The organism is Bacillus cereus group sp. MYBK222-1, from assembly GCF_051916425.1.
In the GTDB taxonomy this organism is placed as follows: Bacteria; Bacillota; Bacilli; order Bacillales; family Bacillaceae_G; genus Bacillus_A; species Bacillus_A paranthracis.
The window spans coordinates 63,840-89,240 of record NZ_JBQAGP010000009.1 but is presented as its reverse complement, the minus strand read 5'-3'; the positions used below and the strand labels follow the sequence as shown (position 1 = coordinate 89,240).

The following is a 25,401-nucleotide window of genomic DNA, read 5'->3' as shown; positions in this document are numbered from 1 at the left end:
CCCTATTATTTATAGTGCCTTCTTCACAAACCCTTTCGCTTCTTTTAGTTTCTCCAGTGCTTCCCCATACTCACACTGCAATAACACCATAACAATCGCAGCTTTCACGTTACGTTCTGCTTTTTCATAATGCTCTGCCGCTACTTCATAACTAACACCTGTTGCTTCCACAATAATTCGTTTTGATCGTTCTATTAACTTTTCATTTGTAGATTGAACATCTACCATCAAGTTTTTATATACTTTCCCTACACCAATCATAGATGCTGTTGAAATCATATTGAGCACTAGTTTTTGCGCTGTACCAGCTTTCAAACGCGTTGATCCTGTTAAAATTTCTGCGCCTGTTTCTACTTCCACGTTTAGTTTTGCATATTTACTTATTTCAGCATTTTTATTACAGGAGATACTAGCTGTACTCGCTCCTACGCTATTCGCGTACTTCAAGCCACCAATAACATAAGGAGTTCGACCACTTGCTGCAATTCCAATCACTGTATCTTTCTCATTTAATCCAATACTTTTTAAATCTTCTTCTGCTAATTCTTCGCGATCTTCTGCACCTTCTACCGCTTTAGTAAACGCTTTCAATCCACCTGCTATAAATCCTTGCACCATTTTATCGTCTGTGCCAAATGTCGGCGGACATTCCACTGCGTCCAAAATACCTAAACGGCCACTCGTACCAGCCCCAATGTAAATTAATCGGCCCTCTTCTTCGAAAGATTTAATAACAGTCTGCACAACTTTTTCAATCTGCTCTATTTCATTTTCAACTGCTAATGCAACAGTTCGATCTTCTTCATTCATACTTTGCAAAACTTCTTTTATGCTCATCTCATCTAAATTCATCGTCTTCTCATTGCGATGTTCTGTCGATAAATTTTCTAACATATTCCCACCTACTTTGAAATTTAATTTCATACTTTCATTATAACTTTAAGAAATTTAAAATCAATATCACTTTATTATTTTATGAAATTTAATTTCTTTTCATGACGAATTTATGTCCGTCCGTATGCAAAAAAGATGGGTTTCCCCATCTTCTCATTTCAGCTTCCGTAATCGCAAAGCTTCTTCTCTTGTTTCCATAAATTGATCTAGCACTTTATTACCAATGCGATTAAAGGTAATCACATATAGAGCATCTATCATGTTCAATTGCGTCATTCTTGAAGCAATACTTGCAATGCGATGATCTTGTTCTACATCTGGCATACAAAGACGAATATCCGCCTCTTTATATAACGGTGATGATTGATCAAGCTTTGTAATCGCAATAACTGTTGCACCCTGTCTCTTCGCATATTGCGCCATTTCAAGTACATCTTTCGTACGACCAGATGTTGAAATCGCCACAAATATATCGCCTTCTTTTAAATTCGTCACAAGCGGCAACATCATATGAAAATCAGATAGCATCATTGCAGTAAATCCGAGTCTTGTAAATTTATAAGCCCCGTCCATTGCTGGAGTTGCTGATCCACCTACTCCGTAAAATATAATTTTATCCGCATTTACAATACGATCCGCTGCTTTCTCAAGCTCCTTCTTATCAATAGCCGTAACGCTCGCCTCAATTGCAGCTTTATTCACATACGTAACTTTATTAAACAAGTCGTACGGGCCATCTTCCGTATTCATCACTGAAAAATCATTAATATTATAATCAGCAATCGTTAATTCACGAACGAGCGCGATTTTAAATGCTTTAAAGCTCCCAATCCCAATCGACTTACAAAAACGAACAACACTCGCTTCACTTGCACCTGCATTCGTTGACACTTCTTTCGTCGTTAAGTTCGGAACAATCTCTGCATTCTCCATTATGTACATGGCAACCTTTTTTTCAGCTGGTGAAAATTGATCCATATTACTTTCAATTTTAAATAGTAATGTTGAAGCTTTCACTATTTAACCTCCACTTCTTACGGTTGCGTTCACTTATTTTCTCTTGCTTCAAGAAGGTAAAAACCATCATCGCCAGGAGGATGAAACACATTTACAATGCGATTCCCTTTTTGATAAACAGTTCTTTCCCCTTCTGTCCACTTCTTTTCCCAACCGTTCATCCAAATCGCAACATCAGGTAAAAAAGCAGTATATTTCAGCTTCTGATCGTACTCACCATCTGCTTCTTCTGAAAAAATAGAAACCGGAAAATCTTTCACTTTTGATTCTTTCCATGCAGTAAACGGTGTACATACTGCAATAAGTACGATTACACCGATAACCTTCTCCTTCGTAATCTTCACACTTTCCTCTCCTTGTCATATCACATACATAGATTTTACCATAATTACAAACCTTTCATGCCACATGACTATTGCTTGTTCCAATAAAAAAGAGCTTACCTACATCAGGTAAGCTCTTCCTCTCTATACAAAATACTTCTTCAAAAGAGGCGGCGTAATAATCGTCGTTAATATAACTACAATAACAATCGCTGTAAAATTTTCTTTCGCTAATAAATTCGCCGTAAGTCCATTCGCTGCGATGATAAGTGCTACTTCTCCGCGCGACACCATTCCTGCACCGATACTAATAGAAGATTGCAGGTTGAATCCTGTTAGTCTTGCTCCTAAACCGGATCCAATTAACTTTGTGAAAATCGCAATAAGCGTCATGATGATAATGAACCAAAGTTGGCTTCCGATACCTTGAAATGTAATTTCCATTCCGATACTTACGAAGAACACCGGTACAAATATTGCATACGCAATCGGTTCAATTTTATGTTCTACTTCGTGCTTATACTCTGTTTGAGAAATGGCAATTCCGGCTGCAAATGCTCCAATAATGCCTGCAATTCCCATCATTTCACTGTAATAAGAAAAAGAGAAGCAAATAATAAGAGCCGCGCTAATTAACGCTTCTGTTACACGAAGCGGCACGAGCATTTTCATAATCCAAGGAACAACTTTCCATGCAATAAAAACAATGCTAACAAAGAAGATAATTTTCTTTACGATAACAAGTGTTATATTCACATCTTGCGTTCCTAAAAAGCTCATAACAAACGCTAATAAAATAACGACGATGACGTCATCAAATACGGCAGCACCTAAAATCGTTGTACTTTCTCTCGTATTCATTTTCCCTAAATCTCTTAGCGTTTGCACTGTAATACTAACTGACGTTGCGCAAAGTAATAATCCTAAAAAAATGGCATGAGATTGTATTAATCCAAACAGCAATCCTGTTACATAACCACCGATGAAAGGAAAAATAATTCCACCAGCTGCTACTGCAAATGACGATTTCAAATTCCGATTTAACTCTTCTAAATCTGTTTCAAGTCCAGCCATAAACATAAGTAGCAAAACACCAATCTCACTCAGTTCATCGATTAATTCAGAACTATTTATAATACCAAGTACAGCTGGACCGATAATAATACCGATAATTAATTTACCAAGTACAGAAGGCTGGCCAAGCCTCACGCTAATATCACCAGCTAATTTCGTACAAAGTAAAATGACGACAAGTTCAAAATAAAATAACATAACATCTTCTCCTACTTTAATCAGTTGGTTTTCTCCATCCGAATAGATTGGTAACCCCCCGTCCATTCCTGCAAGTAGTTTCTCCTATTCATCCGCATTTTATTTGTCATATTTTTATTTGACAAAATATTCTGAATTATATTAAGATTAATCCAGCAATTTTAAAAAACTATGCACCATAACTGTACCTCCATTTACTTACATACTCTTTTCTAGTGGGCTCATACTACATTCGCAGTTATGGAAATGAAAAACGGGGGGAGAGTCCAAAGTGAAATCATTATTACGAAAAAAGGCGATTACTACTGAATCACCACGACAACTACAAAGAACATTAACCGCACTTGATTTAACGTTTTTAGGAATTGGCGCCGTAATTGGGACAGGGATATTTGTATTAACAGGTATTGTTGCAGCGAAGCATTCTGGTCCTGGTATTATGCTATCATTTCTTATTGCTGCATTTACTTGTGCTTGTGTAGCCTTTTGTTATGCCGAATTTGCTTCTTCTATTCCTGTCTCAGGAAGTGTGTATACTTACGCATACATGACAGTCGGTGAAGTCGTCGCCTTCATCGTCGGATGGTGTTTAATGCTCGAATATTTACTTGCCGTCGCGGCAGTAGCTGTCGGTTGGTCTGGTTATTTACAATCTTTACTACAAGGGTTTAACGTTCATCTGCCCGCCATAATCGCCTCGGCCCCTGGCGTAGGAAAAGGTGGTCTCATCGATTTACCAGCTGTTTGTATTTTACTACTCATTACAGGTCTTTTAAGTTTTGGTATACGTGAAAGCGCACGCATTAATAATATTATGGTTCTTATCAAGTTAGCCGTTATTATCGCCTTTATCGTAGCAGGCGCAAAATATGTAAAGCCTGAAAATTGGACGCCGTTCATTCCATTCGGGTACGACGGTATTATTACTGGAGCTGCTACTGTATTCTTCGCCTTCTTAGGCTTTGATGCAATCGCAACCGCTGCGGAAGAAACGAAAAAACCACAGCGCGATTTACCAATTGGCATTATCGGTTCCCTTCTTATTTGTACTGTTTTATATATGATTGTATCTTTCGTTTTAACAGGTATGGTTCCTTATACACAATTAGATGTTTCTGATCCAGTTGCATTTGCCTTACATTTCGTTGGCGAGGATACAATTGCAGGACTACTCGCTGTTGGAGCGATGACTGGAATGACGACCGTTCTCTTAGTCGTTATGTATGGACAAGTTCGCGTTTCGTATGCGATGAGCCGTGACGGTTTACTTCCAAAAGCGTTAGCACGTGTAAATAAAAGAGTGAAAATCCCTTTATTAAACACGTGGATTACTGGTGTTGTTGCCGCTTTATTAGCAGGACTTTTAGATCTGCACGTATTAGCGAATTTAGTAAACATCGGGACATTAACAGCCTTCACATTCGTTTGCTGCGCAGTACTTATTTTACGAAAAACACACCCTGACTTAAAACGCGGATTCCGCACACCTTTCGTACCTGTACTACCAGTTGTCGCAATTCTTTGCTGCTTATATTTAATGATCAATTTGTCTAAAACGACATGGATTAGCTTTGCCGTTTGGCTTATAGTCGGCTTATGCTTCTATTTCTTCTACTCTAGAAAGCATAGTCACTTAGCTACCGAAAAAACGAATGATGAAAAGAAAAAAGCATAACAAAATAGCTCGCCGTTTTAGCGGCGAGCTATTTTTCTGTACTATTATATTTTTTCGTTAACGATTGTAAAATGAAAAATATGCCGATGCAAGCTGTAAACGATGCCCAATTTCCTATTGGCGTTGCGTATTTCACAATTCCAATACCTACAAGTAATAGGAAAATAATCACCTGATATATGAGCTTCCACTTTTGCATATATTCCCTCCTTTACTTCGTTCCCTTCTTTTTCTTCTTCCATGCATTTAAACTATCAAAGAAGAAATTAATAAATAACGTGCCTAAACCCGCTAATAAAAACGTCATTAAAAATAGAACCCATATACTTTTTTCTTTTAAGAAATAATATCCTACAAGGAGCACAACCGCGATCCATACATATTCAAGAATTCTTTTTAGCTTTTTCTCTTCCAAATTATTCGCTCCTTCATTCTATGCTATTTTTAGTATAACAAAAAAGAAGCCTATCATGATAAGCTTCTTTTCTTCTCTCTTATTTGTTTATGCTTTTTTCAACAAGTGAAATCGTATACTCTAATGTACGATTCATCGTTTCTACCTGTGTATCTTTTACTTTTACATCTTTCACTACAGCTTCGGCCACTGTAATTTTTTGACTCAGTGCTTTCACTGAACCGTCCGTTACATTTGCATCTTGCGCTTTTTTCACTACTGCTTTTGCAGATTCAATATTGATTTGTAATTTTTCTTTCGGTGTTTTCGGTTGTTCTACTACTTTAGATTGTACAAATGTTACATTAGCTGTTTTTAATTCGTTATACGTTTGAACGATTTGCTCTCCCGTACTCCCTACATTTTCAAATGCTTGCTTTGCATTATTATAGCTTTTCTCTAATTCTTGAAATGCTTCCTTTGAATATTGACCTGGCTTATCACCAAATTCATACGTACCAGCTAACACTTCTTTCACTTTTCCAAGCTCTTCATATAACGCGTTCACTTGCTCTAACTTTGTGCGGTTAGAAAACTCATTGTACGCCGCTAATACTTCTGAAGAACTTAACGCTTTACTATATAATCTCGCAAGCGCAATTTGTCCGTTCAACGGAATACCACCATTTCCTTTGCTATCAGGGTCAGCTCCAAATGCAAATGGTACGTTCGGATGAGACACTTTCCCTGTAGCTGGTTGGCTATTTACTTTTTTACCATCGACATAAATAGCTACTTCGCTTCCGTTATACGTTCCTGTTAAGTGATATGTTTTGTTTGCTTCTAATTGAACGCCAACGCGTTTATAACTGCCGCCAATGTGAGCCCATAATTCAACATATCCACTTCCTGTAGATTCAAAACCAATTCCGCCACTCTCTGTATTTTGCAAAATACCTTGTCCGCGAATTTCATTCATTGAAAATACAGTTTCTAGCGTGAACGTATTTGCTACTTTCTCTTTTTGTGCTGCTGAAAATGGAAGGTATCCAAATGTATTAGCTTGTCCATTCAATTTCATTACATTTGTTTTTAAAGCTTTATCGTATACAATAGATACATTCCCTTTCACATCGCCCTTCGTTCCAAACGATGAATTATCTTTAAATGTACCATCTAAGAAATTCACATCAAAAACATCTGCCTTTGGCACTTTTACATTCGGATCAATATTATCTTTTTTCGTAGTAACTTCTGCCGTTAACGGCTGCGCACTTTCATTACCGAACGAATCGATTGCAACTACTTCAAGCATATATGTTTTTCCACCATCTAACCCTGCAAGCGTAAACGTAAGATCTTTCGGCACTGGATCACGATAAAACTCTGAGAATGCTAACAATTTATTCTTTATTTCTCCCGTTTGCTTATCTCTAGCTTGTACACGATAAGAATGTACAAGAAGGTTGTCCAATGCTTGTGGAAATGTTACTGTTGCCGCATTTTCTGTTACATTTGATACCGCAAGCTTTGCATCCTTAGCAAAGTATGGCTTTTCTTTATCACGATCTTCTATATGAGTAAATGTGTCTTTCTTTGCTGGTAATTTAATTTTCCAAGGCTCGCCTGTCCAAGAATTTGTATGGAAATCACGGCGATTGATCGTTACTTCTTTATCGTCTACTTCTACTAATAAGCCTTGGCTTAATGTGCTAGCTCCTGGCGGGATATTCCCTTGTACTTTACCACCTTCAACTTCCATGTAACTTATAGAAGATGTACCAACTGATGTAAAGTCTTTTTGATGAATCGATCTTGGATCATCTAACGGATAATGTGAATGACCTGAAAACGTAATAGCCTGCGGATATTCTTTTAATACCGTATTAATTTTTGCGCTATCTTTTGTTCCCCATTCATGACTACCGTAAACTGTCTCTTTAATGTGTTGGTGTAAAAATACGAAAATTGGTTTTTCTGGATCATCTTTTTGTGCCTTTGCCATTTCTTCTTTTAACCAATTAATTTGCTTGTCCGAATAATATCCATGAGTTGTCCCGTCCTCTGGAGACATAACAAGGAAGTGATACCCTTTTACCACTTTATGATAATAAATTGATTCCATTCCTGTCTTTTCTAAGAAACGCTTCTGTGCGCCCTCTACAGATAAACCGTTCCAATAATCATGATTTCCTAGAGAATTCATTCGCACTGCATCTTTATTTGCATTTTCATTATACACTTGCATAAAACGATCATATTGTTGCAGTGATCCTGAATCAGTAAAATCTCCCACAATTACAAACGCATCTTGTTTAGGTGCAAGTGTATTCAGTTGCTCGATTGCTCGTTTCCAGCGAAACGTATCATCTGTTCCACTATTCTTAATATGTACATCACTTACAACCGGAAAAACGATCTTCTTCTCACTCGGTGCCTTTTCTTGCTTCTTCTCTTCCGCTTTAACTGATGTACTCCACGGAAATGATACAAATGCTAATACAAAAACCATTAATAATCCAATAAGACCTTTTACTTTTCGCAAAACCATTCTGTCCACGTGAATCCTCCTCATAATAATCGATTCATTACAAGGGATATTTTATCTAAAGCATATTAATGTCGTTTAAATAACAAATGAATTTTATTAGATTTTTGTAAATATACAGTTAATTAAAGGTTAAGTTCAACTTTCTTCTTACTATTGTATACAACCACTTTTTGTCTAAAAGAGTCTGAGCATTCTTTTCCCATGTCTATCCACATATAATCTTTTCTATAACATGAATAATAATTTAAGGTTTCAGCCTATTAGACAATCTTAATTTTTAACAATTTCTTCTTTTTTTTAACACATCGGCCATGCTTCCACATTTAATAGTAGTAAAAGACTACTTAAAAAGGAGGGGGTTGTATTGAAGAATAAAAAAAACATTGGCTGTTTTGCTCCTTTGTCTATCATTTGCCCAGATCCTTGTCCACCTCCCCCTCCTCCAGATCCAGATTGCGAGCGAGTAACAAATGAATTTGCAGGAAATTTCCTTATAACGAATAACAACATTCCCTCCGCCAAAGATGAATCACAATCGATGATACTGTGGCAAAGTGATGGAATGCTGCCTATATCAGGCACTGTCTCGGTTTACAATAGTACTAGCAGCACAGAAGCAATTACCATTGAAATCGTTGGAGCAGTAACCAATATTTTCACTGTGTTTCCTGGTAATACAATATCGTACACAGGAAAAGACTTACAGTCAGTTAATATTGCTAATATCCAACATAATCCTTCACTATATTTAGAAGGCAAGTACTGTTGCCAATTTACATGTTGTTTATAAAATACCAATCTTATTACTTCCTCAATTAAAAAAGCATACCATTTGCGGTATGCTTTTTATGAAATCGGATAACGTACTGTAATACAAAACTCACCTTGATTAACAGTTGTTCCTGTTGTAGTAATTCGAACAGTCGTAAAATATCGTACAGTGAAAGTACCACTACTTTGTGGTTGTACGGTAATTGTATCAATTACTGTAGCACCTACTAAAAAATCAACTGTAATTGGAGCCGCACCTACATCATATTTCACGTAACCTGAACCATATACTTCTTGCGTGATATTATTTGTATATACAATTTGAGTACCAGCACCTGTAATAGACCAGTCTGTACATACTTGATCTTGTACAAGCGTTTTATTAGAACAACAAGACAAACTGGAACTTCTCATTCCCATTTTAATCCTCTCCTATTCTGCTATGAAAGTGGATAACGTGTTGTAATACAAAATTCTCCCTGATACGTTCCAGCAGGTGTTGCAGGTAACACAACTTGTATAATGTCAAAACGCCGATACGTAAACCCGATACTCGTTCCTGGGTTTAATGTTTGTGTATCTATTACAGTACCAGCAGAATCAAGCGCCTCTACAGTAATTGGTCCTGGTCCAACATCATATTTAACAAAACCAGTCCCCACTACGTTTTGGTTAATATTATTTGTATAGAGAACATTATCAATTGCTGTTGCAACTACAGTAGCAGACCACGGACTACACACTTTATCTTGCACATAATTTTTATCTGGACAACAAGTTAAAGCTGACCCTGAGCAATCACAAGACATAGTTGTTTCCCCTCTCTCTTTTATATTCCCTATATGTGTATGTCCCTCAGAGTCTTTTGCCTGTACTATTCATTTATTTTCAAAAAATATTCAAATGACTAAATAGATTCCGTTCTGTTCCTTTTCTTCATAAATTTATAGATTAAAATACCACCGACAACGATAACTACGACTAGTAATATCGGTAACATATATTGCCCCACAACATCCGCAGCCTTTTCCCAATGTGGACCTAATTTCATTCCAAAATAGACATATAAAGTCGTTAACGGGAACATTGCTACAAATGTATATATACTAAATTTCCATATGTTCATTTTCGCCATACCACATGGAACAGAAATAAGCGTTCGAACGCCAGGTACAAAGCGTCCAACAAATGCTACAACTGGTCCATATTTCTCAAAGAAATCATCTGCTTTTTGAATTTGTTCTTCTTTAATAAAGAAGTATTTCCCGTACTTTATTAATAGAGGACGACCACCGTAATAACCGAGTGCGTATAACGTTAACGGTCCTGTCGTTCCGCCAAGTGTTCCAGCTAATACAGCTAGCCAAAAATTCATATCACCCTCGTATACCCAATACCCAACCATAGGCAAAACGACTTCTGCCGGAATAAATTCAAACGTTAAAGCCAATACAACTCCAAAATAAGAAAACTGCTTTAAAAACTCAATTATATCTAAAATAATTTGCTCCATATTTTAACTCCTATCCTACGTTTACGTTATGCTTTTCTTGTAATTGAACTGGCGCCATTTTTACAATTCGGTTCAAAATAAATAACACAATTCCAATATCATCTAAAATACCGATGAACGGTAAGAAGTCTGGAATTAAATCGAGCGGCATCGCTACATAACCAACTAAAAAAGCAATGGATAAGATTTTCTTCTTTATTGAAACCTCTTTTGAAGTAAAAAAGTCAAATAGGAATGGAACAAATCGGCGAACATGAAATACAACTCTTAATCTACTAATAAGTTTTTTCATTTTTATTTCTCCTCTCTTTGTATACAAAAAGGCCCCTACCAAATATGGTAAGGGTCCTAAAAAAGACAATAAGGGGCCTTTACCATTGCTGGTAAAGGTCTCACTAACAACGAAACGTTGCCAATAAAGCCGAGGGTTTCTCCCTGTAATGACGACTTTACTGTAATAAGTTACTCCCCTTTATATACACAATTTTATACAATCACATTAAAATATTTTGGAGGGCTTGTCAATATATTTTATATTCCAATCCCTTCTGTAAAAAACAAAAAACGTATAGGAAATTTCTTACTATCTCATAATATACATAATCATTTTTGAATGAAAGGAGAGATTTCATTTGCATACCGTATGGAAAGGTGCACTTTCACTTGGACTATTAAATATAGGAATTAAACTATATAGCGCCGTAGAAGAAAACGACATAAAATTTTTAAGTCTCCATAAAGAATGCTTAACACCTATTAAATATAAAAAATTCGCTCCCGATTGTGCGGATGAAGAAGTCGATGATAAAGATATTGTAAAAGCCTATGAATACGCCCCCCATAAATACATTATTATGGATGAAAAAGAATTAGCTGCGTTGCAAAAAGCTCACGAACCACGATCTATTCGTATTATATCTTTTGTTCAAAATAACGAAATTGATTCTATTCTCTATGACCGCTCTTATTTTATAGGCCCTACCCCGGGACATGAAAAATCGTATTTATTATTAAAAGAAGCCCTTGAGCGTACAAATAAACTTGGTCTTATCCATATTTCCATTAGAAAAAAACAACATTTAGCTATTATCCGTAACTTTGAAGATGGACTTATGTTGCAAACTATTCACTACCCTAATGAAATTCGCGATATAACAAATACACCTAACTTACCAAGTAATGAAAATTATCCTATCCAAAAACAAGAACTCACCGCAGCAATCAACTTAATTCACCACCTTACAAATCCTTTTGAACAAGAAATGTATACAGATGAGTATAAAGAAGCCCTTACCGAATTAATCGAAGAGAAAATTGAACAACAGGAAAAAACGGAAACAATCTCTCCTGCTCCAAACATCATCAATATCATGGAGACATTACAGGCAAGTATTGAACAAGCAAAAATAAAAAGAGAAAATAAAACAGAAAAAGAGGCCAAATAAAATTGACCTCTTTTTCTTTAAAGCGGATTACATTTTGGCATTTCGAGTCCAGATGATTGAGCTAATTTTAATAAATAATAACATTCTTCCCTTGCCATATGATCTGCCATTCTCGCTGATAATACACTTAATACTTCATTCGACAACTCGAGTTCTTCCACTTCATGTAAAAAATGTGAAAATAATTTTAATTCAAGTGAAACATCTTTTGTAAACTTCTTTAATGCAGGAAAATGATGAAGCTCTGTTCTTAAATACCCCGTCATTTCAACTGCCTTCAAATAAAACTGTTCAAAGTGCTTCTCGAATTCTTCACTTTTCTCTTTTAATCTTTTTTCAACAAGATCTAACCCACCAGAAATAGAGCCTGCATGACCAGCTGCATCTGTTAACCAAACGAGATGATAATGAAGTTCATGAAAAACAGGTGGAATTTCCCCCTTCTTCAAAAACTCTAAAACCGTTATATACTCTTCCACTTCGTTTACCATATGATTAATAAAAGTCGGCGTAAAATGAATAGTAATTTTCCCTTCCAACTGTTTCTGTATAATATTTAATTTAAACGTCCGAATCTCCTTAGCTGCTTGTTCCGCCTCTTTGGAAAATGCCACGAGATTCACATTACGAACTTTATTTAACAGATTCGTAAATGTTTCAACAAAATAAGTAGCTTTCTTTATATCTTCTTTTTCCTTTGGAGCTAACGCATCAAGTAAAAATTGCGCATGATCACTCAGCACTTTTAGCCAAAATTGATGCTCAAACAACGCACTTTCTTCATAATTTCTCTCCACCAAATCCCCTCCGTCTATTCATCCTTCTCTACCACTTGAAGTTTATATCCATCTGGGTCTTGTACTACAATACTCTTTGCACATTCATTTTCTGTATATAAAATTTCATAAAACGCTAGCTTCTTTTTCAATTTCTCTATGTCAGAAATCGTAAATGTTAAATCCTCACATGAATCTGTAACACTTTTTTCCCGCCCGCCTAACATGCGATTCATAACAAAACTAATTCTCGTTGAATCGGCATCATACCAAACCCCCGTTACATCTAATTGTGGTCTTTCTAAACTAGGTTTAATTCCTAAAATCCCTTCGTAAAAATATAACGTTTCCTTTAAGTTTTTCACTTCCAATACAATGAATTGTTTCACAGTCTCCACATTCATTCCCCCCGTACCTATTACTTTTTTATATGTGTCATAAATGCTCATTATGTCTGAATACAATACGTAGTAATGAACATGTAAGGAGGTTTATTCGTGAATAAATATATGAGATCATTCGTGCCCTATCATAGTCCTCAAGATCCTTGCCCTCCTATCGGAAAAAAATTTTACTCTACTCCTCCTAATTTATTTTTAGGCTTTCAACCGCCAAACTTACCACAATTCACGCCAAAAGAAGCGCTACAAAAAGGGACTTTATGGCCTGTTTTTTATGACTATTATGAAAATCCTTATAAAAAAGGGCGGTGACTACTGACGTGACTCAATCGCTACCAGAAGAATATTATGAGCTGTTACTGGAGCTTCAAGAACTAGACTTTGTACTAGTCGAACTCACTCTTTATTTAGATACACATCCAGATGACACTGCCGCGATTAATCAATTTAATGACTTTTCCTATAAACGAAGAGTATTAAAACAAAAGATGGAAGAAAAATACGGGCCACTCCAACAGTTTGGAAACAGCTATTCTAATGCCCCTTGGGAATGGAGCAAAGGTCCTTGGCCATGGCAAATATAAAGGAGAGAAACTATGTGGATTTATGAAAAAAAATTACAATACCCTGTTAAAGTAGGAACTTGCAATCCAGCACTTGCAAAATTATTAATTGAACAATACGGCGGTGCAGATGGAGAATTAGCTGCTGCACTCCGTTACTTAAATCAACGTTATACAATTCCTGACAAAGTCATTGGCCTCCTTACTGATATTGGTACAGAAGAATTTGCTCACCTTGAAATGATTGCTACAATGGTTTATAAGCTGACGAAAGATGCGACTCCTGAACAAATGAAAGCTGCTGGTCTTGACCCTCATTACGCTGATCATGATAGTGCACTCCACTACCATAACGCTGCTGGTGTTCCATTTACTGCAACCTATATACAAGCTAAAGGTGATCCAATTGCCGACCTATACGAGGATATTGCGGCTGAAGAAAAAGCACGCGCAACATATCAATGGCTTATTAACTTATCAGATGATCCAGATATAAATGACAGCCTACGCTTCTTACGTGAACGAGAAATCGTCCATTCACAACGTTTCCGAGAAGCAGTTGAAATTTTAAAAGAAGAACGTGATAAAAAAATATTTTTTTAAAACACGTATCCTAGTGATATGTGTTTTTTTACGCTATAAGTTAAATCCTTCCTATTAAACATATAAATAGTATATTTATTCGATTTAATGCATTATTTTTTAATTTTTTCAAAATTCCCTATTGCTTTCTAGTCATCAGACCTTTAAAATAATAACAGTTACTCGACAAATTATTTGAATTTTCGACAAAAACACTCATTAGGAGGATTTTCTTTATATGCGTACAACTTTAAAACCAGCGCAAATACTTTCGATTAGTTTACTACTATTCGCAGTTTTCTTCGGTGCTGGTAATATGATTTTCCCGCCCCTTCTCGGCCTTTCTTCCGGAGAAAATATGTGGATTTCCATTACAGGATTTATTATTACAGACGTCGGTTTATCTTTACTAGCTATCGTCGCTGTTGCCCTTGCCGGTGGTAGTTTTAACACTTTAGCAAGCCGTGTTCACCCAAAATTCGCAGCAATATTTGCTATCATTATTTATCTTTCAATCGGCCCACTATTTGTTATTCCACGAACTGGATCTGTATCTTACGAAATTGGGATTGCACCACTTTTCCCAGACCAATGGTACTCTATGTTAGTTTTTAGTGCGATTTTCTTTACAGTCGTCTACTTCTTATCATTAAATCCATCAAAATTAGTAGATCATATCGGAAAAATATTAACACCAATTTTACTTGGAATTATTGCGATTATGGCAACAAAAGCAATTCTTTCACCAGGAACATTTGCAGAACCTGTTGGTGACTATAAAGAAATTCCATTTTTCAAAGGATTTCTTGAAGGATTTTTAACGTTAGATGCAATCGGTGCACTTGTATTATCAACGATTGTTGTAAATGCAATTCGCCAAAACGGTATACAAGAGAAGAAATCAATTGCGAAATATACAATTATTTGCGGAAGCATTGCCGCTCTATTTTTAACAATTGTGTACTTCTTACTCGGTTATATCGGTGCTTCAAACGGCAACTTAGGACAATTCGAGAACGGTGGTCAACTATTAGCGACTGTTATGTACCACTTCTTTGGGACAAGCGGTAATGTTTTATTAAGTATCGCCATTATCTTTGCTTGTTTAACGACAGCAATCGGTGTTGTAAGTGCATTTTCCAACTATTTCGCAACAGTACTAACAAATGTTTCTTACAAAAGGCTCGTACTATACGTTTGTATTTTCAGCTTCGTGATTTCAAACTTAGGTTTAAGTTTATTAATCAAAATTACATTACCTGTATTAATTATTTTATATCCAATTACGATTATTTTAATTTTCGTATCATTTATAGATAAATATACGAAACGTAAACCTTCTGTCTACATCGGGGCAATGATCGCAGCATTCCTTATTAGTTGTATTCATGCACTTGATAATGTGGGAATGATACCAAGTTTTATCGCTAATATCGTACACACGATTCCTTTTTATAACTTAGGAATCGGTTGGATCGTTCCGGCAATAATTGGTGGTATAATCGGATACTTTATTCCGCAAACAGAAGCTGAAGGCGAAGTTTCTACAAAATAAAGAAAAGCAGCAAGCATGAGATACATGCTTGCTTCTGTTTATTTTCACATCGTATGCTTAAAAGTAAATAACTCTTCTTTCGACTGCACAACAGATTGTTCCTCTTCTACAACACCCTTCTTTAGCTCTCCTCCTAACCTTACTTTCATCATCGCCTCTTCGATACTTTTTACAATCATATTTCCTGAAAAAATAGTAAGTCCAAAAAATGTAATCGGAACGAGAGGGATCCACGGATTCACTGTTAATGACCTAAAGTATACTCCAATTAAACCTGACCATTCATGCGTATAAGATTCCACCTCTTTTATTTGTCCACCAAACATTACAGTCCCACCAAAGAACACTTCAAGTAATCCTAAGTGCAGTAAAATAGTAAGAGTCTGCGTAAACTGCTGAAGAAATACGAGTATAAACGTCATATAGAGGTGCGGAAAAAGATGTTTTATAACAATATGTCTTCTCGATCCACCTAATATGCGTGCGGCATCAACAAATTCTTCCGTTCGCAATTTACGAACTTCCTTCGCAACATACAGTGCAATAACTGGCATTACAAGCAGTACAAGTAATACCACTTGAAACGAAGCCCTTTCAAAAAAGGTTGTTGTCTCCTCTCCGCTTCCAAATGTATTTGCAGATTGAAGAAAAAAATACGCAATCATAACTGTCGGAATAACTGTAAAACTATCAAAGAAAGCCTCAATTTTTGAAAATCCTCTTTTTATGTACGTTCCGAGTACGACACCGAAAAACACACCTATTACCATTCTAAGTGCCGCAATTAAAATAGATATACCAATCGTCCACTTCGCGCCCTCAATGACTAAATGTAACAGGTCATACCCTTTCCGGTCTGTCCCGAGTAAAAATTGTAATGAAGGTGGAAACGGTGGCACTTGTGGATTTTCATCCGCATCATATTGCAATGTAACTTGTCTAATATGTCCATCATTCCATAACGTATTTCCGATGCTCAAAAGAACTAATAGGAGAAGAAACCCAATACTTATCCAAAATCTTTTATCACGTTTTATATACGTCCACATATTATAATCTCTCCTTCATCGCAGCCGGAATGAGATAATGAAACAATTTAAATAAAATAAAAATCGGAATATATATAAGAAGTACACTAACAATGAAAACCTCAACTCTAATACCGAAATACGATTTCAAAAACATAAAAATACCACCCGTATTAAAAATCCATTCTATAATATATAAATTAGATAACATAAAAAAGATATTCGTTTTCGCAAAGAATAATGTACTAAGCAACACATTTCGTAAAATATGGCGATTTAAAATATGAAAGCGCCCCAGCCCTTTCGCCTTAGCAAATAGTACATAATCTTTTTCTAGTTCATTTTCAAAACGAAGCACGATCATTTTTACAAACATAATCGTAGTCGGGATGCTCAAACACAATATTGGCAACCCCCTAATCGAATCGCCTCCAATTGAAGCAATTTGAAAAGGTAAAAAACCTGTTTGTTTAAAAAACCATACAACTAAAATTTGTGATACTAAAATAAGAAGGATATCTGGAATGGATTCTAGGAAGATAAGAAATGATTTAATTCGATGTTGTATACGCGGTGAACTACTCATAATTACATAAACAATACAAAATGCTACAAATAATGAAATGAAAAAAGCAGCTAAAAATATAATAATTGTTTCTTTATAATGGACAAACAACTGTGGAAATAAAAATTTATCTCCCACATATTTAAAATTGGAGATGTCCATTAAATTCACAAACACTTCTTGTAAACTCTTTATGTACTGTGATGCATGCAGCTCAAATCCATAAAATAGTTTCGGCAATGTCCCTAAACAAATAATACCCAAAATCGAAATAAGAAATTGAAACGTCACTTCCATCCCATTCAAAAATACTTTTTTGACCATTTTCGCCCTTCTCTCTCTATAATTTACCTCTTAATTTTATTCTTAATTTTCTGAATTGTAAATATTTAATATATAAAAAATCGCTAGGTTATGACCCTAACGATTCTTTGTGTAACTGTTTTTCTCTTTTCGCAAACGGCATATACAAAATAAAACATCCAATAAGCGCAGCTATTTCTAATGAAATAATATAGTAAGGATGTGGTCCTAACATATCAAGTAATGAAGCTGTTTCTGGCTTATGAGCTAAAAACATATAATTACCACCTGTTTTGTAATTTACAAACGAAACAATCGGAATCAATATGTTTAAAAATATCATTGTGCGTTTAATAGATTGTACTGTCGGACGATATCCTTCCACCCAAGTCATAAAGAGCGGTGCCCAAATGAGCAATATATGCGCGATAAAATATTCAATGAACCGAAAATGCGGAAAAGCATACTGCAAGTTTGGCGTTAAAATGGCTTGTGATGCACCAATAATTCCTGTAAAAAATACAATCTCATATATACGGTAACTTTTCGTTATGATCATAATTGACGCTAACAACAAACTAATCGTACATAACTCAAACGGTAATGAAGTGGCTAGCTCAAAAATCCCTGCTTTCCACTCCCACATATGAAGTCCAATTTCACTCCCTATAAATAGAAATGCAATCGCATATCGAACCGTTATATTCCACTCATTTTGACGTAATACATCTTGGTATTGATATAAAAAAACGATTCCCACCAACAGAATAAATAATATAATGGCATGTTGCCTTGAGTAGGGAATAAACGGTTTTAATGGATGCGCACTAAAATAAGCTTCCATCTTCCTTCCTCCTCTCCTTCATACAATATTATTGTAAGAAAAAAAACACGCGTCAATTCATTTGCTTACACTGGGACAAGCTCTACCTTACATTTACATATTCATACCTTACAAAACTGTAAGGTTATTGTAAGCTAAAACGATTTGTCAGATTCTTTCCCTCTTCTATACTTAATGTAGATACTAAAACGAACGAAAAGGTGATAAATAGATGAAGAAGAAAAATAAAGTGTTAATTACTAGTGTAGTAGCAATCGGAATTGCAGCTGGATCATACTTTGCATTTGCTGGCGGCGGTTCAGAAGTAGCAATGGCATATAGCGGATATAAAGTAACAGAAAAACAGATTGAAAACGCGCAAAAATTTGGCGGTGAAGTCATTCCAAACGGAATTGAAACAATTTCATTTGATCCAACAAAAGGTACGTATGAATTAGCTGTAAAAAAAGGTGATGAAGTAAAAAAAGGGCAGCTTCTATTTAAATACAATGACCCAACTGCGAAACAAGGTGTAACTGAAGCAGAAATGCAAAAGAAAATCGCCCAAAAAGAAGTAACATTATTCCAAAAACAAATTGATGCAGCGAAACAAAAATTACAAAAAGATAAAAATGCAGGTCTTCCTGCTGAAGCATTAAAAGCATCAGAAATCGAGGTACAACAATTAGAATCACAGCTTGAAATGAAAAAGTTTGAAGTGGAAAAAGCTGATGAAATGATTAAAGCAGCAAAAGAGAAAGTAAACACACTTTCTGTAACGAGTCCTGCTGATGGCGTAATTGATGATATCGTAAAAGTCGCTGACGAAAAAACAGGTATGAGCGGTATTACACTTCGTCATGCTGGTCCATTTAAAGTAAAAGGTCAACTTTCTGAATATGAGCTTGCTAGTATGAAAGTTGGGCAAGAAGTTACTGTTTCATCAAAAACCGTTGCTGGTAAGACTTGGACAGGAAAAGTAACAGAAATCGGTTCTACTCCATTAAAGAGTATGGACGAAAACAAAACAGTTTCTAACTATCAATTCACTGTCACTTTAGATAATAGTGAAGAATTACAAAACGGCTTCCACGTTTACGTAACAAGTAAATCTGGCGAAGCAACTGGTACAATTGTTCCGAAAAGCAGCATCGTGAAAAAAGGTGATAAAAATGTTGTGTTTGTTGTAAAAGACGGTAAAGCGAAAGAACAAACAGTTACTGTTGAATTCGAGACTGATAGCGAAGCAAAAGTTTCTGGAGTGAAAAAAGGAGAGGAAATTATTTCTAAACCTGAAAAAGACTTAAAAGATGGTATGGAGGTTGTCGCCCAGTGATTAACTTAAAAGGCATCACGAAATCCTTCCAAAATGGTGCAGAGTCCGTTCAAATATTACACGGAATTGACGTAACACTGAACCAAGGAGAATTCACTTCGATTATGGGACCTTCTGGTTCTGGTAAATCAACATTAATGAACATTATTGGTTGTTTAGATAAACCGACGACAGGTACGTACGAACTAGCTGGTCAAAACATTTCAAACATGTCTGAAACAGAACTTGCACACGTACGTAATAAAGAAATCGGATTCGTATTCCAAAACTTTATGTTATTACCGAGACTTTCAGCACTTCAAAATGTAGAGCTCCCTCTTATTTACGCTGGAGTCGATAAAAAAGAAAGGCGCGAGCGCTCATTAGCTGCTTTAACAAAAGTAGGTTTAGCTGATCGTGCTACTCACCTGCCGAACGAATTATCAGGTGGACAAAAACAGCGTGTCGCTGTTGCACGCGCAATCGTAAATAACCCGAAGTTTATCTTAGCCGATGAACCAACGGGGGCACTTGATACGAAAACAAGTACACAAATTATGGACCTCTTTTACGAATTAAATAAACAAGGCTCAACAATCATTATGATTACCCATGATCGTGAAATTGGGGAAGCAGCAGCACGTCAAATTGTAATTCGTGACGGAAATATCGTCCAAGATTGGAGAGGTTAATTTTGAACACGAGTGAAAATATACGCATGGCCCTTTCCTCTATCTTTGCTCATAAAATGCGTTCTATTTTAACGATGTTAGGTATTATTATCGGTATTAGTGCCATTATTACTATCATTTCAATGGGTGATGGTACAAACGCAAAGTTTAAAAAAGAGTTAGGCCAAGGGAAAGATAACGAAGTAACGATTTACTACAACAATCCTGACTATGGAACAGATAATGCCAAAATTACAGCTGATATGCTAAACCGACTGCAAACTGTACCAGGCGTTAAAGATGTATATCCAGATGTAAGTATGAAAGTAAAAGCATCTGCTGGTTCAAAAGATGTAAATCTTGATTTAAAAGGCGGAACAGGCGCCTTTATGACAGATTCGAAGATAAAATTAGTTCACGGTCGTGAATTAAACGACAGTGAGCTAAACCAAGCAATCCCTGCTGTTATATTAAATGAAGAAGCTTTCAACAAATTATTTAGTGGTTGGGAATCAAATCAATACGCAGATATAAAAGGAAAGCCGTATAAAATAGTCGGTGTATACGAAACGAAAAATGACTTTGGAATGCCTATGCCTGAGGGTTATACATCACTTGAAAACGCGCCTGTCATTTCAGGAGTAACTGAGTATGACTCTGTAAGATTAACAATGACCTCTCCGGCCGAACGTAAAAGTGTAGAAAAACAAGCCGTTTCTGTTTTAAACGAAATGAAAGCTCCTAAATTTGAGCACAAATTCGAAGCACAAGACTTAGGTGAATTTACGAAGCAATTAGATGAATCAATCGGTATGATGAAAATGGTATTCGGTGGTATTGCCGCTATCTCCTTACTTGTTGGTGGTATCGGTGTAATGAACATTATGCTTGTATCTGTAACAGAGCGTACACGTGAGATCGGTATTCGTAAAGCTCTTGGTGCAACGCGTGGTAAAGTATTAACACAATTCTTAATTGAATCTTGTATTTTAACAGGACTCGGTGGTTTCATCGGTTTCATGCTCGGTATCTTCTTCGCTTGGATCGTCTCCATCTTTGCTGGATGGCCACTCGTTGTCTCAAAAGAACTTGGACTTCTTGCAGTAGGTATCTCCATGTTAATCGGTATTATATTCGGTCTACTACCAGCTAACAAAGCTGCAAAACTGGATCCAATTGAATGTTTACGATATGAGTAAAAAAGAGGTTGCCTACGTGCAACCTCTTTTTCTATACCAAAAGAAATGAACAACTTTATTATGTGCATCATCTAAGCAAATCTCAAATAACAATATTCGTGTATTAAAAGATTAATTAAGAATTCTTATTTTCACCTTTTTGCGTCCCCACTTAATAGCTTCTCTTTCAGTCGGGAAAAGTACATCAATTATTTTCCCTTTAATAGCACCACCCGTATCACCGGCAATGGCTACACCATAACCCTCAACATCTACTTGCGTTCCTAATGGAATTACTTTAGGATCAACAGCAATTAACTTGATATTTGGGTTTTTCCCTATATCAATACCATATGCAGTAATGCGTTCATGTGGAGGACTGTTCTCTACACTATACGCTGTAGACTCGAAAACCATTTCAATGCCACCGTTTGGATTAATCCATTTTTCCCCTTCATAAGAAATAATCTTTAACCAGCCACTTGTTGTACCATCAATAACAAGCACCTCTTGTGCTGAAAAAGCTTGGCCTCCATTTCCTTTTGTGGATACAAATGATGGTTCATTGTACGTGTAGAATGATTTTTCTACATACTTTTTCTCACCATTTGGATTGATCCATTTTTCTCCTTCATAAGAAATAATCTTTAACCAACCACTTGTTGTGCCATCAATCACAGGTACCTCTTGCGCTGTAAAGACTTGGCCTCCTCCTCCTTTTGGGGATACGAAAGATGGCTCATTGTACGTGTAGAATGATTTTTCTACATACTTTTTCTCACCATTTGGATTGATCCATTTTTCTCCTTCATAAGAAATAATCTTTAACCAACCACTTGTTGTACCATCAATCACAGGTACCTCTTGCGCTGTAAAGACTTGACCTCCTCCTCCTTTTGGAGATACGAAAGATGGCTCATTGTACGTATAGAATGATTTTTCTACATACTTTTTCTCACCATTTAAATTAATCCACTTCTCGCCTTCCCAAGTTTGAATTTTCCACCAACCATTGTTTCGTTTTTCCCTTATAAGAATGGTTTGAGGCGGATATTCCACGCCTCCATTTGATTTAACTGATGTAAAAGAAGCTTCATTATATGCATAAAATGACTTTTCTACATTTTCCTTCGTATCCGCATTCGCTAATACACCCGTCATTACACTATGTTTTAACATATATATCACCTATATCCTTTCGTATATTTCAATTAATAATCTCTGAAACAATGAATATTTCATTTTAGAAAATTCATTGTGGTTTTTCATAACTATCAAAAACAGCTATCAAAATTGATAGCTGTTTTATAATCTATTAAATCACTTTATTTAATTACCCTTATAAACATCTTAAAAGATGTTTATATGCTAACGTTGCTAACTTATTTTTGAAATCTACCATAACCAAGGAAATGTTTTTGATTATATGAACTAAACACATTTCCTCTTACAACACCCGTCTGTTCACTTCCTGCATGAATGAACTCACCGTTTCCAAGATAAATCCCCATATGTGATGGGCCAGGTGTATATGTGTTTTGTAAAAAGACTAAATCTCCAGGCTGCGGATCATTAATTTTAATTACCATCGGCCAATATCCTGCTACACTATTCCTTGAAATACTATACCCATTATTTTTATATACATAGTATATGAAACCACTACAATCAAAGGAATTAGGCCCCGATGCTCCAAAGACGTATGGCTTCCCTAATTGTTTTAGAGCTAATTCAATTACTCCTGAGACCTCAGAAGCATTTGGATTAATCCATTTTTCTCCTTCATAAGAAATAATCTTTAACCAGCCACTTGTTGTACCATCAATAACAAGTACCTCTTGTGCTGAAAAAGCTTGGCCTCCATTTCCTTTTGCAGATACAAATGATGGTTCATTGTACGTATAGAATGATTTTTCTATATACTTTTTCTCACCATTTGGATTGATCCATTTCTCTCCTTCGTAAGAAATAATCTTTAACCAACCACTTGTTGTACCATCAATAACAGGTACCTCTTGCGCTGTAAAGACTTGGCCTTCTCCTCCTTTTGGGGATACGAAAGATGGCTCATTATACGTGTAGAATGATTTTTCTACATACTTTTTCTCACCATTTGGATTAATCCATTTTTCTCCTTCATAAGAAATAATCTTTAACCAACCACTTGTTGTACCATCAATAACAGGTACCTCTTGCGCTGTAAAGACTTGACCTCCTCCTCCTTTTGGAGATACGAAAGATGGCTCATTGTACGTATAGAATGATTTTTCTACATACTTTTTCTCACCGTTTGGATTGATCCATTTTTCTCCTTCATAAGAAATAATTTTTAACCAGCCACTTGTCGTCCCATCGATAACAGGTACCTCTTGTGCTAAAAAGGATTGGCCTCCTCCTCCTTTTGCAGACACAAATGATGGCTCATTATACGTATAGAATGGTTTCTCTACATACTTTTTCTCACCATTTAAATTGATCCACTTCTCGCCTTCCCAAGTTTGAATTTTCCACCAACCATTGTTTCGTTTTTCTCTTATAAGAATTGTTTGAGGCGGATATTCCACGCCTCCATTTGATTTAGCTGATGTAAAAGAAGCTTCATTATATGCATAAAATGACTTTTCTACATTTTCCTTCGTATCCGCATTCGCTAATACATCCATCATTACACTATGTTTTAACATATATATCACCTTTCCTTTTCTTCTACTTAATTTATATAAAGTAACGATCCCATTAATTTCAAATAATACTTAATAAAAAATACAAAAGGCCACTTAAATAAGTTGGCCTTTTGTATTATCTAATTACTACATGTTCTTCACGAATCCAACGATTCCCACCAATATCAACATGTCCATCTTGACGCCCAAATAATCGATACGGCTCGCTACCATCGACAAAACCAGTATCTTTTCCATTCGGTCCATCGTAATGTCTAATTTGATAACCAGAAGGATATTTTGAATAAGCATAAAACCATTGAACATCGAAATGCTCTAATTTTGCCCATTGTTGATCCCCGCCGAAATTAATCATATATTCTGGGATCCACCAAGCTTTATAAATTAAATATGGGTTTTTATCTTTAATAGAATTACCTGAAAATATAAAATCAGTTGGATTTGTATTTAAGTTCACCTCATATCCAACAGGATATTTTGAGATAGCGATCCCAATACCTACCGGTCGACTTTTTTGCCCATTGTTATCACCATTTCCATCAAGAAACCAAGATAATGACTTGTTACCAATTAAATAATTCAAATCACATTTACCAATACCAGATACATTTCCTGTCTCAGTATACTGCCAAATGTCACAAGGATAAGCTGGTTTATTCCCGCCATAACGTGGAATCCATGTAAAATCAGCTTTAATATTTGCTGCACCAAACGCTTCATAAGTATGATGCCCTACGTATAAACCAACTTTTTTTGCTCCTAAACGGCGTAATTCATCGATAAATGCTTGCGTCCCACTTTGCATATCACCCATTGTCTTAACCTCAACGTCTGCAACCCAAAATAATGCACCTTTGTCACCTCGCGCCCAAAAATCTTGCGCTTCTTTCTTAGCATCCGCAACAGACGTAAAGCGGCAAAATGCGTAATTTCCATACGGTACTTTATAACTTTTCATAGCTTGAACGTATTCTTTATACATAGGATCTACGTAATTTGAGCCATCTTGCACCCTAGCAATAACTAAATCAAGCTGTGGAGCCGCTACACTCCAATCTATATTACCGTTCCATTTTGAAATATCTACAATGTGTCCCATTAC

29 protein-coding genes are annotated in these 25,401 nt (G+C 36.0%); 10 read left to right on the top strand and 19 right to left on the bottom strand.

What is annotated here, in order from left to right:
• Positions 1-9: 9 nt before the first annotated feature.
• From murQ to ACTFR9_RS25165, 4 genes are all read right to left on the bottom strand, one after another.
• Positions 10-894 (bottom strand): N-acetylmuramic acid 6-phosphate etherase, encoded by an 885-nt coding sequence (gene murQ, locus ACTFR9_RS25180; RefSeq protein WP_000892365.1) that lies wholly within the window; start codon positions 892-894, stop codon positions 10-12.
• A 153-nt stretch (positions 895-1,047) separates the two neighbouring features.
• Positions 1,048-1,911, bottom strand: coding sequence for a MurR/RpiR family transcriptional regulator (locus ACTFR9_RS25175; RefSeq protein WP_000648163.1), 864 nt, complete (start codon positions 1,909-1,911; stop codon positions 1,048-1,050).
• A gap of 29 nt (positions 1,912-1,940) precedes the next feature.
• The gene (locus tag ACTFR9_RS25170) at positions 1,941-2,255 is read right to left on the bottom strand and encodes a hypothetical protein (protein ID WP_061536179.1); all 315 of its coding nucleotides are present in this window, start codon (positions 2,253-2,255) and stop codon (positions 1,941-1,943) included.
• A gap of 123 nt (positions 2,256-2,378) precedes the next feature.
• On the bottom strand, positions 2,379-3,506 hold the full coding sequence (locus ACTFR9_RS25165; RefSeq protein WP_000899800.1) for a cation:proton antiporter: 1,128 nt from the start codon (positions 3,504-3,506) through the stop codon (positions 2,379-2,381).
• A 271-nt stretch (positions 3,507-3,777) separates the two neighbouring features.
• Between ACTFR9_RS25165 and ACTFR9_RS25160 the strand changes: the two genes are divergently transcribed.
• A complete protein-coding gene (locus ACTFR9_RS25160) occupies positions 3,778-5,181 on the top strand; it encodes an amino acid permease (RefSeq protein WP_046198846.1) in 1,404 nt (467 codons plus the stop codon).
• 28 nt (positions 5,182-5,209) lie between these two features.
• On the opposite strand, the gene ACTFR9_RS25155 is transcribed toward ACTFR9_RS25160, so the two are convergent.
• From ACTFR9_RS25155 to ACTFR9_RS25145, 3 genes are all read right to left on the bottom strand, one after another.
• Positions 5,210-5,380: a hypothetical protein gene (locus ACTFR9_RS25155; protein ID WP_001174836.1), complete on the bottom strand. Its 171-nt coding sequence runs from the start codon at positions 5,378-5,380 to the stop codon at positions 5,210-5,212.
• A 12-nt stretch (positions 5,381-5,392) separates the two neighbouring features.
• Positions 5,393-5,596: a hypothetical protein gene (locus ACTFR9_RS25150; RefSeq protein ID WP_000391504.1), complete on the bottom strand. Its 204-nt coding sequence runs from the start codon at positions 5,594-5,596 to the stop codon at positions 5,393-5,395.
• 79 nt (positions 5,597-5,675) lie between these two features.
• The gene (locus ACTFR9_RS25145) at positions 5,676-8,135 is read right to left on the bottom strand and encodes a LamG-like jellyroll fold domain-containing protein (RefSeq protein ID WP_440049034.1); all 2,460 of its coding nucleotides are present in this window, start codon (positions 8,133-8,135) and stop codon (positions 5,676-5,678) included.
• Between the two features lie 355 nt (positions 8,136-8,490).
• Between ACTFR9_RS25145 and ACTFR9_RS25140 the strand changes: the two genes are divergently transcribed.
• Positions 8,491-8,916 (top strand): S-Ena type endospore appendage, encoded by a 426-nt coding sequence (locus tag ACTFR9_RS25140; protein ID WP_000791313.1) that lies wholly within the window; start codon positions 8,491-8,493, stop codon positions 8,914-8,916.
• 56 nt (positions 8,917-8,972) lie between these two features.
• Here the strand turns inward: ACTFR9_RS25140 and ACTFR9_RS25135 are convergent, their stop codons facing one another.
• From ACTFR9_RS25135 to ACTFR9_RS25120, 4 genes are all read right to left on the bottom strand, one after another.
• Complete coding sequence (locus ACTFR9_RS25135) at positions 8,973-9,317, bottom strand: DUF3992 domain-containing protein (protein WP_000525809.1); 345 nt, start codon at positions 9,315-9,317, stop codon at positions 8,973-8,975.
• Positions 9,318-9,337: 20 nt separating this feature from the next.
• Entirely contained in the window at positions 9,338-9,706 is a 369-nt protein-coding gene (locus tag ACTFR9_RS25130) for a DUF3992 domain-containing protein (RefSeq protein WP_001277521.1), read from the bottom strand.
• A gap of 98 nt (positions 9,707-9,804) precedes the next feature.
• Positions 9,805-10,410, bottom strand: coding sequence for a DedA family protein (locus tag ACTFR9_RS25125; RefSeq protein WP_000435019.1), 606 nt, complete (start codon positions 10,408-10,410; stop codon positions 9,805-9,807).
• A gap of 10 nt (positions 10,411-10,420) precedes the next feature.
• On the bottom strand, positions 10,421-10,702 hold the full coding sequence (locus ACTFR9_RS25120) for a YkvA family protein (protein ID WP_000733844.1): 282 nt from the start codon (positions 10,700-10,702) through the stop codon (positions 10,421-10,423).
• Between the two features lie 340 nt (positions 10,703-11,042).
• On the opposite strand from ACTFR9_RS25120, the gene ku reads away from it, so the two are divergent.
• Entirely contained in the window at positions 11,043-11,855 is an 813-nt protein-coding gene (gene ku, locus ACTFR9_RS25115) for a non-homologous end joining protein Ku (RefSeq protein ID WP_073535885.1), read from the top strand.
• A 17-nt stretch (positions 11,856-11,872) separates the two neighbouring features.
• Here ku and ACTFR9_RS25110 read toward each other — a convergent pair whose 3' ends face one another.
• Both ACTFR9_RS25110 and ACTFR9_RS25105 read right to left on the bottom strand, forming a co-directional pair.
• Positions 11,873-12,652 (bottom strand): DUF2935 domain-containing protein, encoded by a 780-nt coding sequence (locus ACTFR9_RS25110; protein ID WP_073535886.1) that lies wholly within the window; start codon positions 12,650-12,652, stop codon positions 11,873-11,875.
• 14 nt (positions 12,653-12,666) lie between these two features.
• A complete protein-coding gene (locus ACTFR9_RS25105) occupies positions 12,667-13,080 on the bottom strand; it encodes a VOC family protein (protein ID WP_139264451.1) in 414 nt (137 codons plus the stop codon).
• A gap of 48 nt (positions 13,081-13,128) precedes the next feature.
• Between ACTFR9_RS25105 and ACTFR9_RS25100 the strand changes: the two genes are divergently transcribed.
• From ACTFR9_RS25100 to brnQ2, 4 genes are all read left to right on the top strand, one after another.
• Positions 13,129-13,344, top strand: a complete 216-nt coding sequence (locus tag ACTFR9_RS25100) for a spore coat associated protein CotJA (RefSeq protein WP_001046258.1) — start codon at positions 13,129-13,131, stop codon at positions 13,342-13,344.
• A gap of 8 nt (positions 13,345-13,352) precedes the next feature.
• Positions 13,353-13,616 carry a spore coat protein CotJB gene (locus tag ACTFR9_RS25095; protein ID WP_000194490.1) on the top strand — a complete coding sequence of 88 codons (264 nt, stop codon included), beginning with the start codon at positions 13,353-13,355 and terminating at the stop codon, positions 13,614-13,616.
• Between the two features lie 12 nt (positions 13,617-13,628).
• Positions 13,629-14,198 (top strand): spore coat protein CotJC, encoded by a 570-nt coding sequence (cotJC, locus tag ACTFR9_RS25090; RefSeq protein WP_000265273.1) that lies wholly within the window; start codon positions 13,629-13,631, stop codon positions 14,196-14,198.
• A gap of 217 nt (positions 14,199-14,415) precedes the next feature.
• On the top strand, positions 14,416-15,732 hold the full coding sequence (gene brnQ2 / locus ACTFR9_RS25085) for a branched-chain amino acid transport system II carrier protein BrnQ2 (RefSeq protein WP_061536183.1): 1,317 nt from the start codon (positions 14,416-14,418) through the stop codon (positions 15,730-15,732).
• A 44-nt stretch (positions 15,733-15,776) separates the two neighbouring features.
• Here brnQ2 and ACTFR9_RS25080 read toward each other — a convergent pair whose 3' ends face one another.
• The 3 genes from ACTFR9_RS25080 to ACTFR9_RS25070 form a co-directional block, all read right to left on the bottom strand.
• Positions 15,777-16,781 (bottom strand): ABC transporter permease, encoded by a 1,005-nt coding sequence (locus tag ACTFR9_RS25080; RefSeq protein WP_193635852.1) that lies wholly within the window; start codon positions 16,779-16,781, stop codon positions 15,777-15,779.
• Position 16,782: 1 nt separating this feature from the next.
• Complete coding sequence (locus ACTFR9_RS25075) at positions 16,783-17,649, bottom strand: ABC transporter permease subunit (protein WP_193635851.1); 867 nt, start codon at positions 17,647-17,649, stop codon at positions 16,783-16,785.
• Between the two features lie 88 nt (positions 17,650-17,737).
• Positions 17,738-18,472, bottom strand: a complete 735-nt coding sequence (locus ACTFR9_RS25070; RefSeq protein ID WP_000388673.1) for a YwaF family protein — start codon at positions 18,470-18,472, stop codon at positions 17,738-17,740.
• Between the two features lie 211 nt (positions 18,473-18,683).
• On the opposite strand from ACTFR9_RS25070, the gene ACTFR9_RS25065 reads away from it, so the two are divergent.
• Genes ACTFR9_RS25065 through ACTFR9_RS25055 form a run of 3 tightly spaced genes read left to right on the top strand, consistent with a single transcriptional unit; the run spans position 18,684 to position 21,636 of the window.
• Positions 18,684-19,787: an efflux RND transporter periplasmic adaptor subunit gene (locus ACTFR9_RS25065; protein WP_000728818.1), complete on the top strand. Its 1,104-nt coding sequence runs from the start codon at positions 18,684-18,686 to the stop codon at positions 19,785-19,787.
• The gene (locus ACTFR9_RS25060; RefSeq protein ID WP_000609099.1) at positions 19,784-20,458 is read left to right on the top strand and encodes an ABC transporter ATP-binding protein; all 675 of its coding nucleotides are present in this window, start codon (positions 19,784-19,786) and stop codon (positions 20,456-20,458) included. The genes ACTFR9_RS25065 and ACTFR9_RS25060 overlap by 4 nt, the downstream gene beginning before the upstream one ends.
• A 26-nt stretch (positions 20,459-20,484) precedes the next feature.
• Positions 20,485-21,636, top strand: a complete 1,152-nt coding sequence (locus ACTFR9_RS25055; protein ID WP_001996759.1) for an ABC transporter permease — start codon at positions 20,485-20,487, stop codon at positions 21,634-21,636.
• Positions 21,637-21,747: 111 nt separating this feature from the next.
• Here the strand turns inward: ACTFR9_RS25055 and ACTFR9_RS25050 are convergent, their stop codons facing one another.
• From ACTFR9_RS25050 to ACTFR9_RS25040, 3 genes are all read right to left on the bottom strand, one after another.
• Positions 21,748-22,794 (bottom strand): 3D domain-containing protein, encoded by a 1,047-nt coding sequence (locus ACTFR9_RS25050; RefSeq protein WP_277713302.1) that lies wholly within the window; start codon positions 22,792-22,794, stop codon positions 21,748-21,750.
• 203 nt (positions 22,795-22,997) lie between these two features.
• Complete coding sequence (locus ACTFR9_RS25045) at positions 22,998-24,299, bottom strand: C40 family peptidase (protein ID WP_095842583.1); 1,302 nt, start codon at positions 24,297-24,299, stop codon at positions 22,998-23,000.
• Between the two features lie 115 nt (positions 24,300-24,414).
• Positions 24,415-25,398, bottom strand: coding sequence for a glycoside hydrolase family 25 protein (locus ACTFR9_RS25040; protein ID WP_095842582.1), 984 nt, complete (start codon positions 25,396-25,398; stop codon positions 24,415-24,417).
• Between the last annotated feature and the right edge of the window lie 3 nt (positions 25,399-25,401).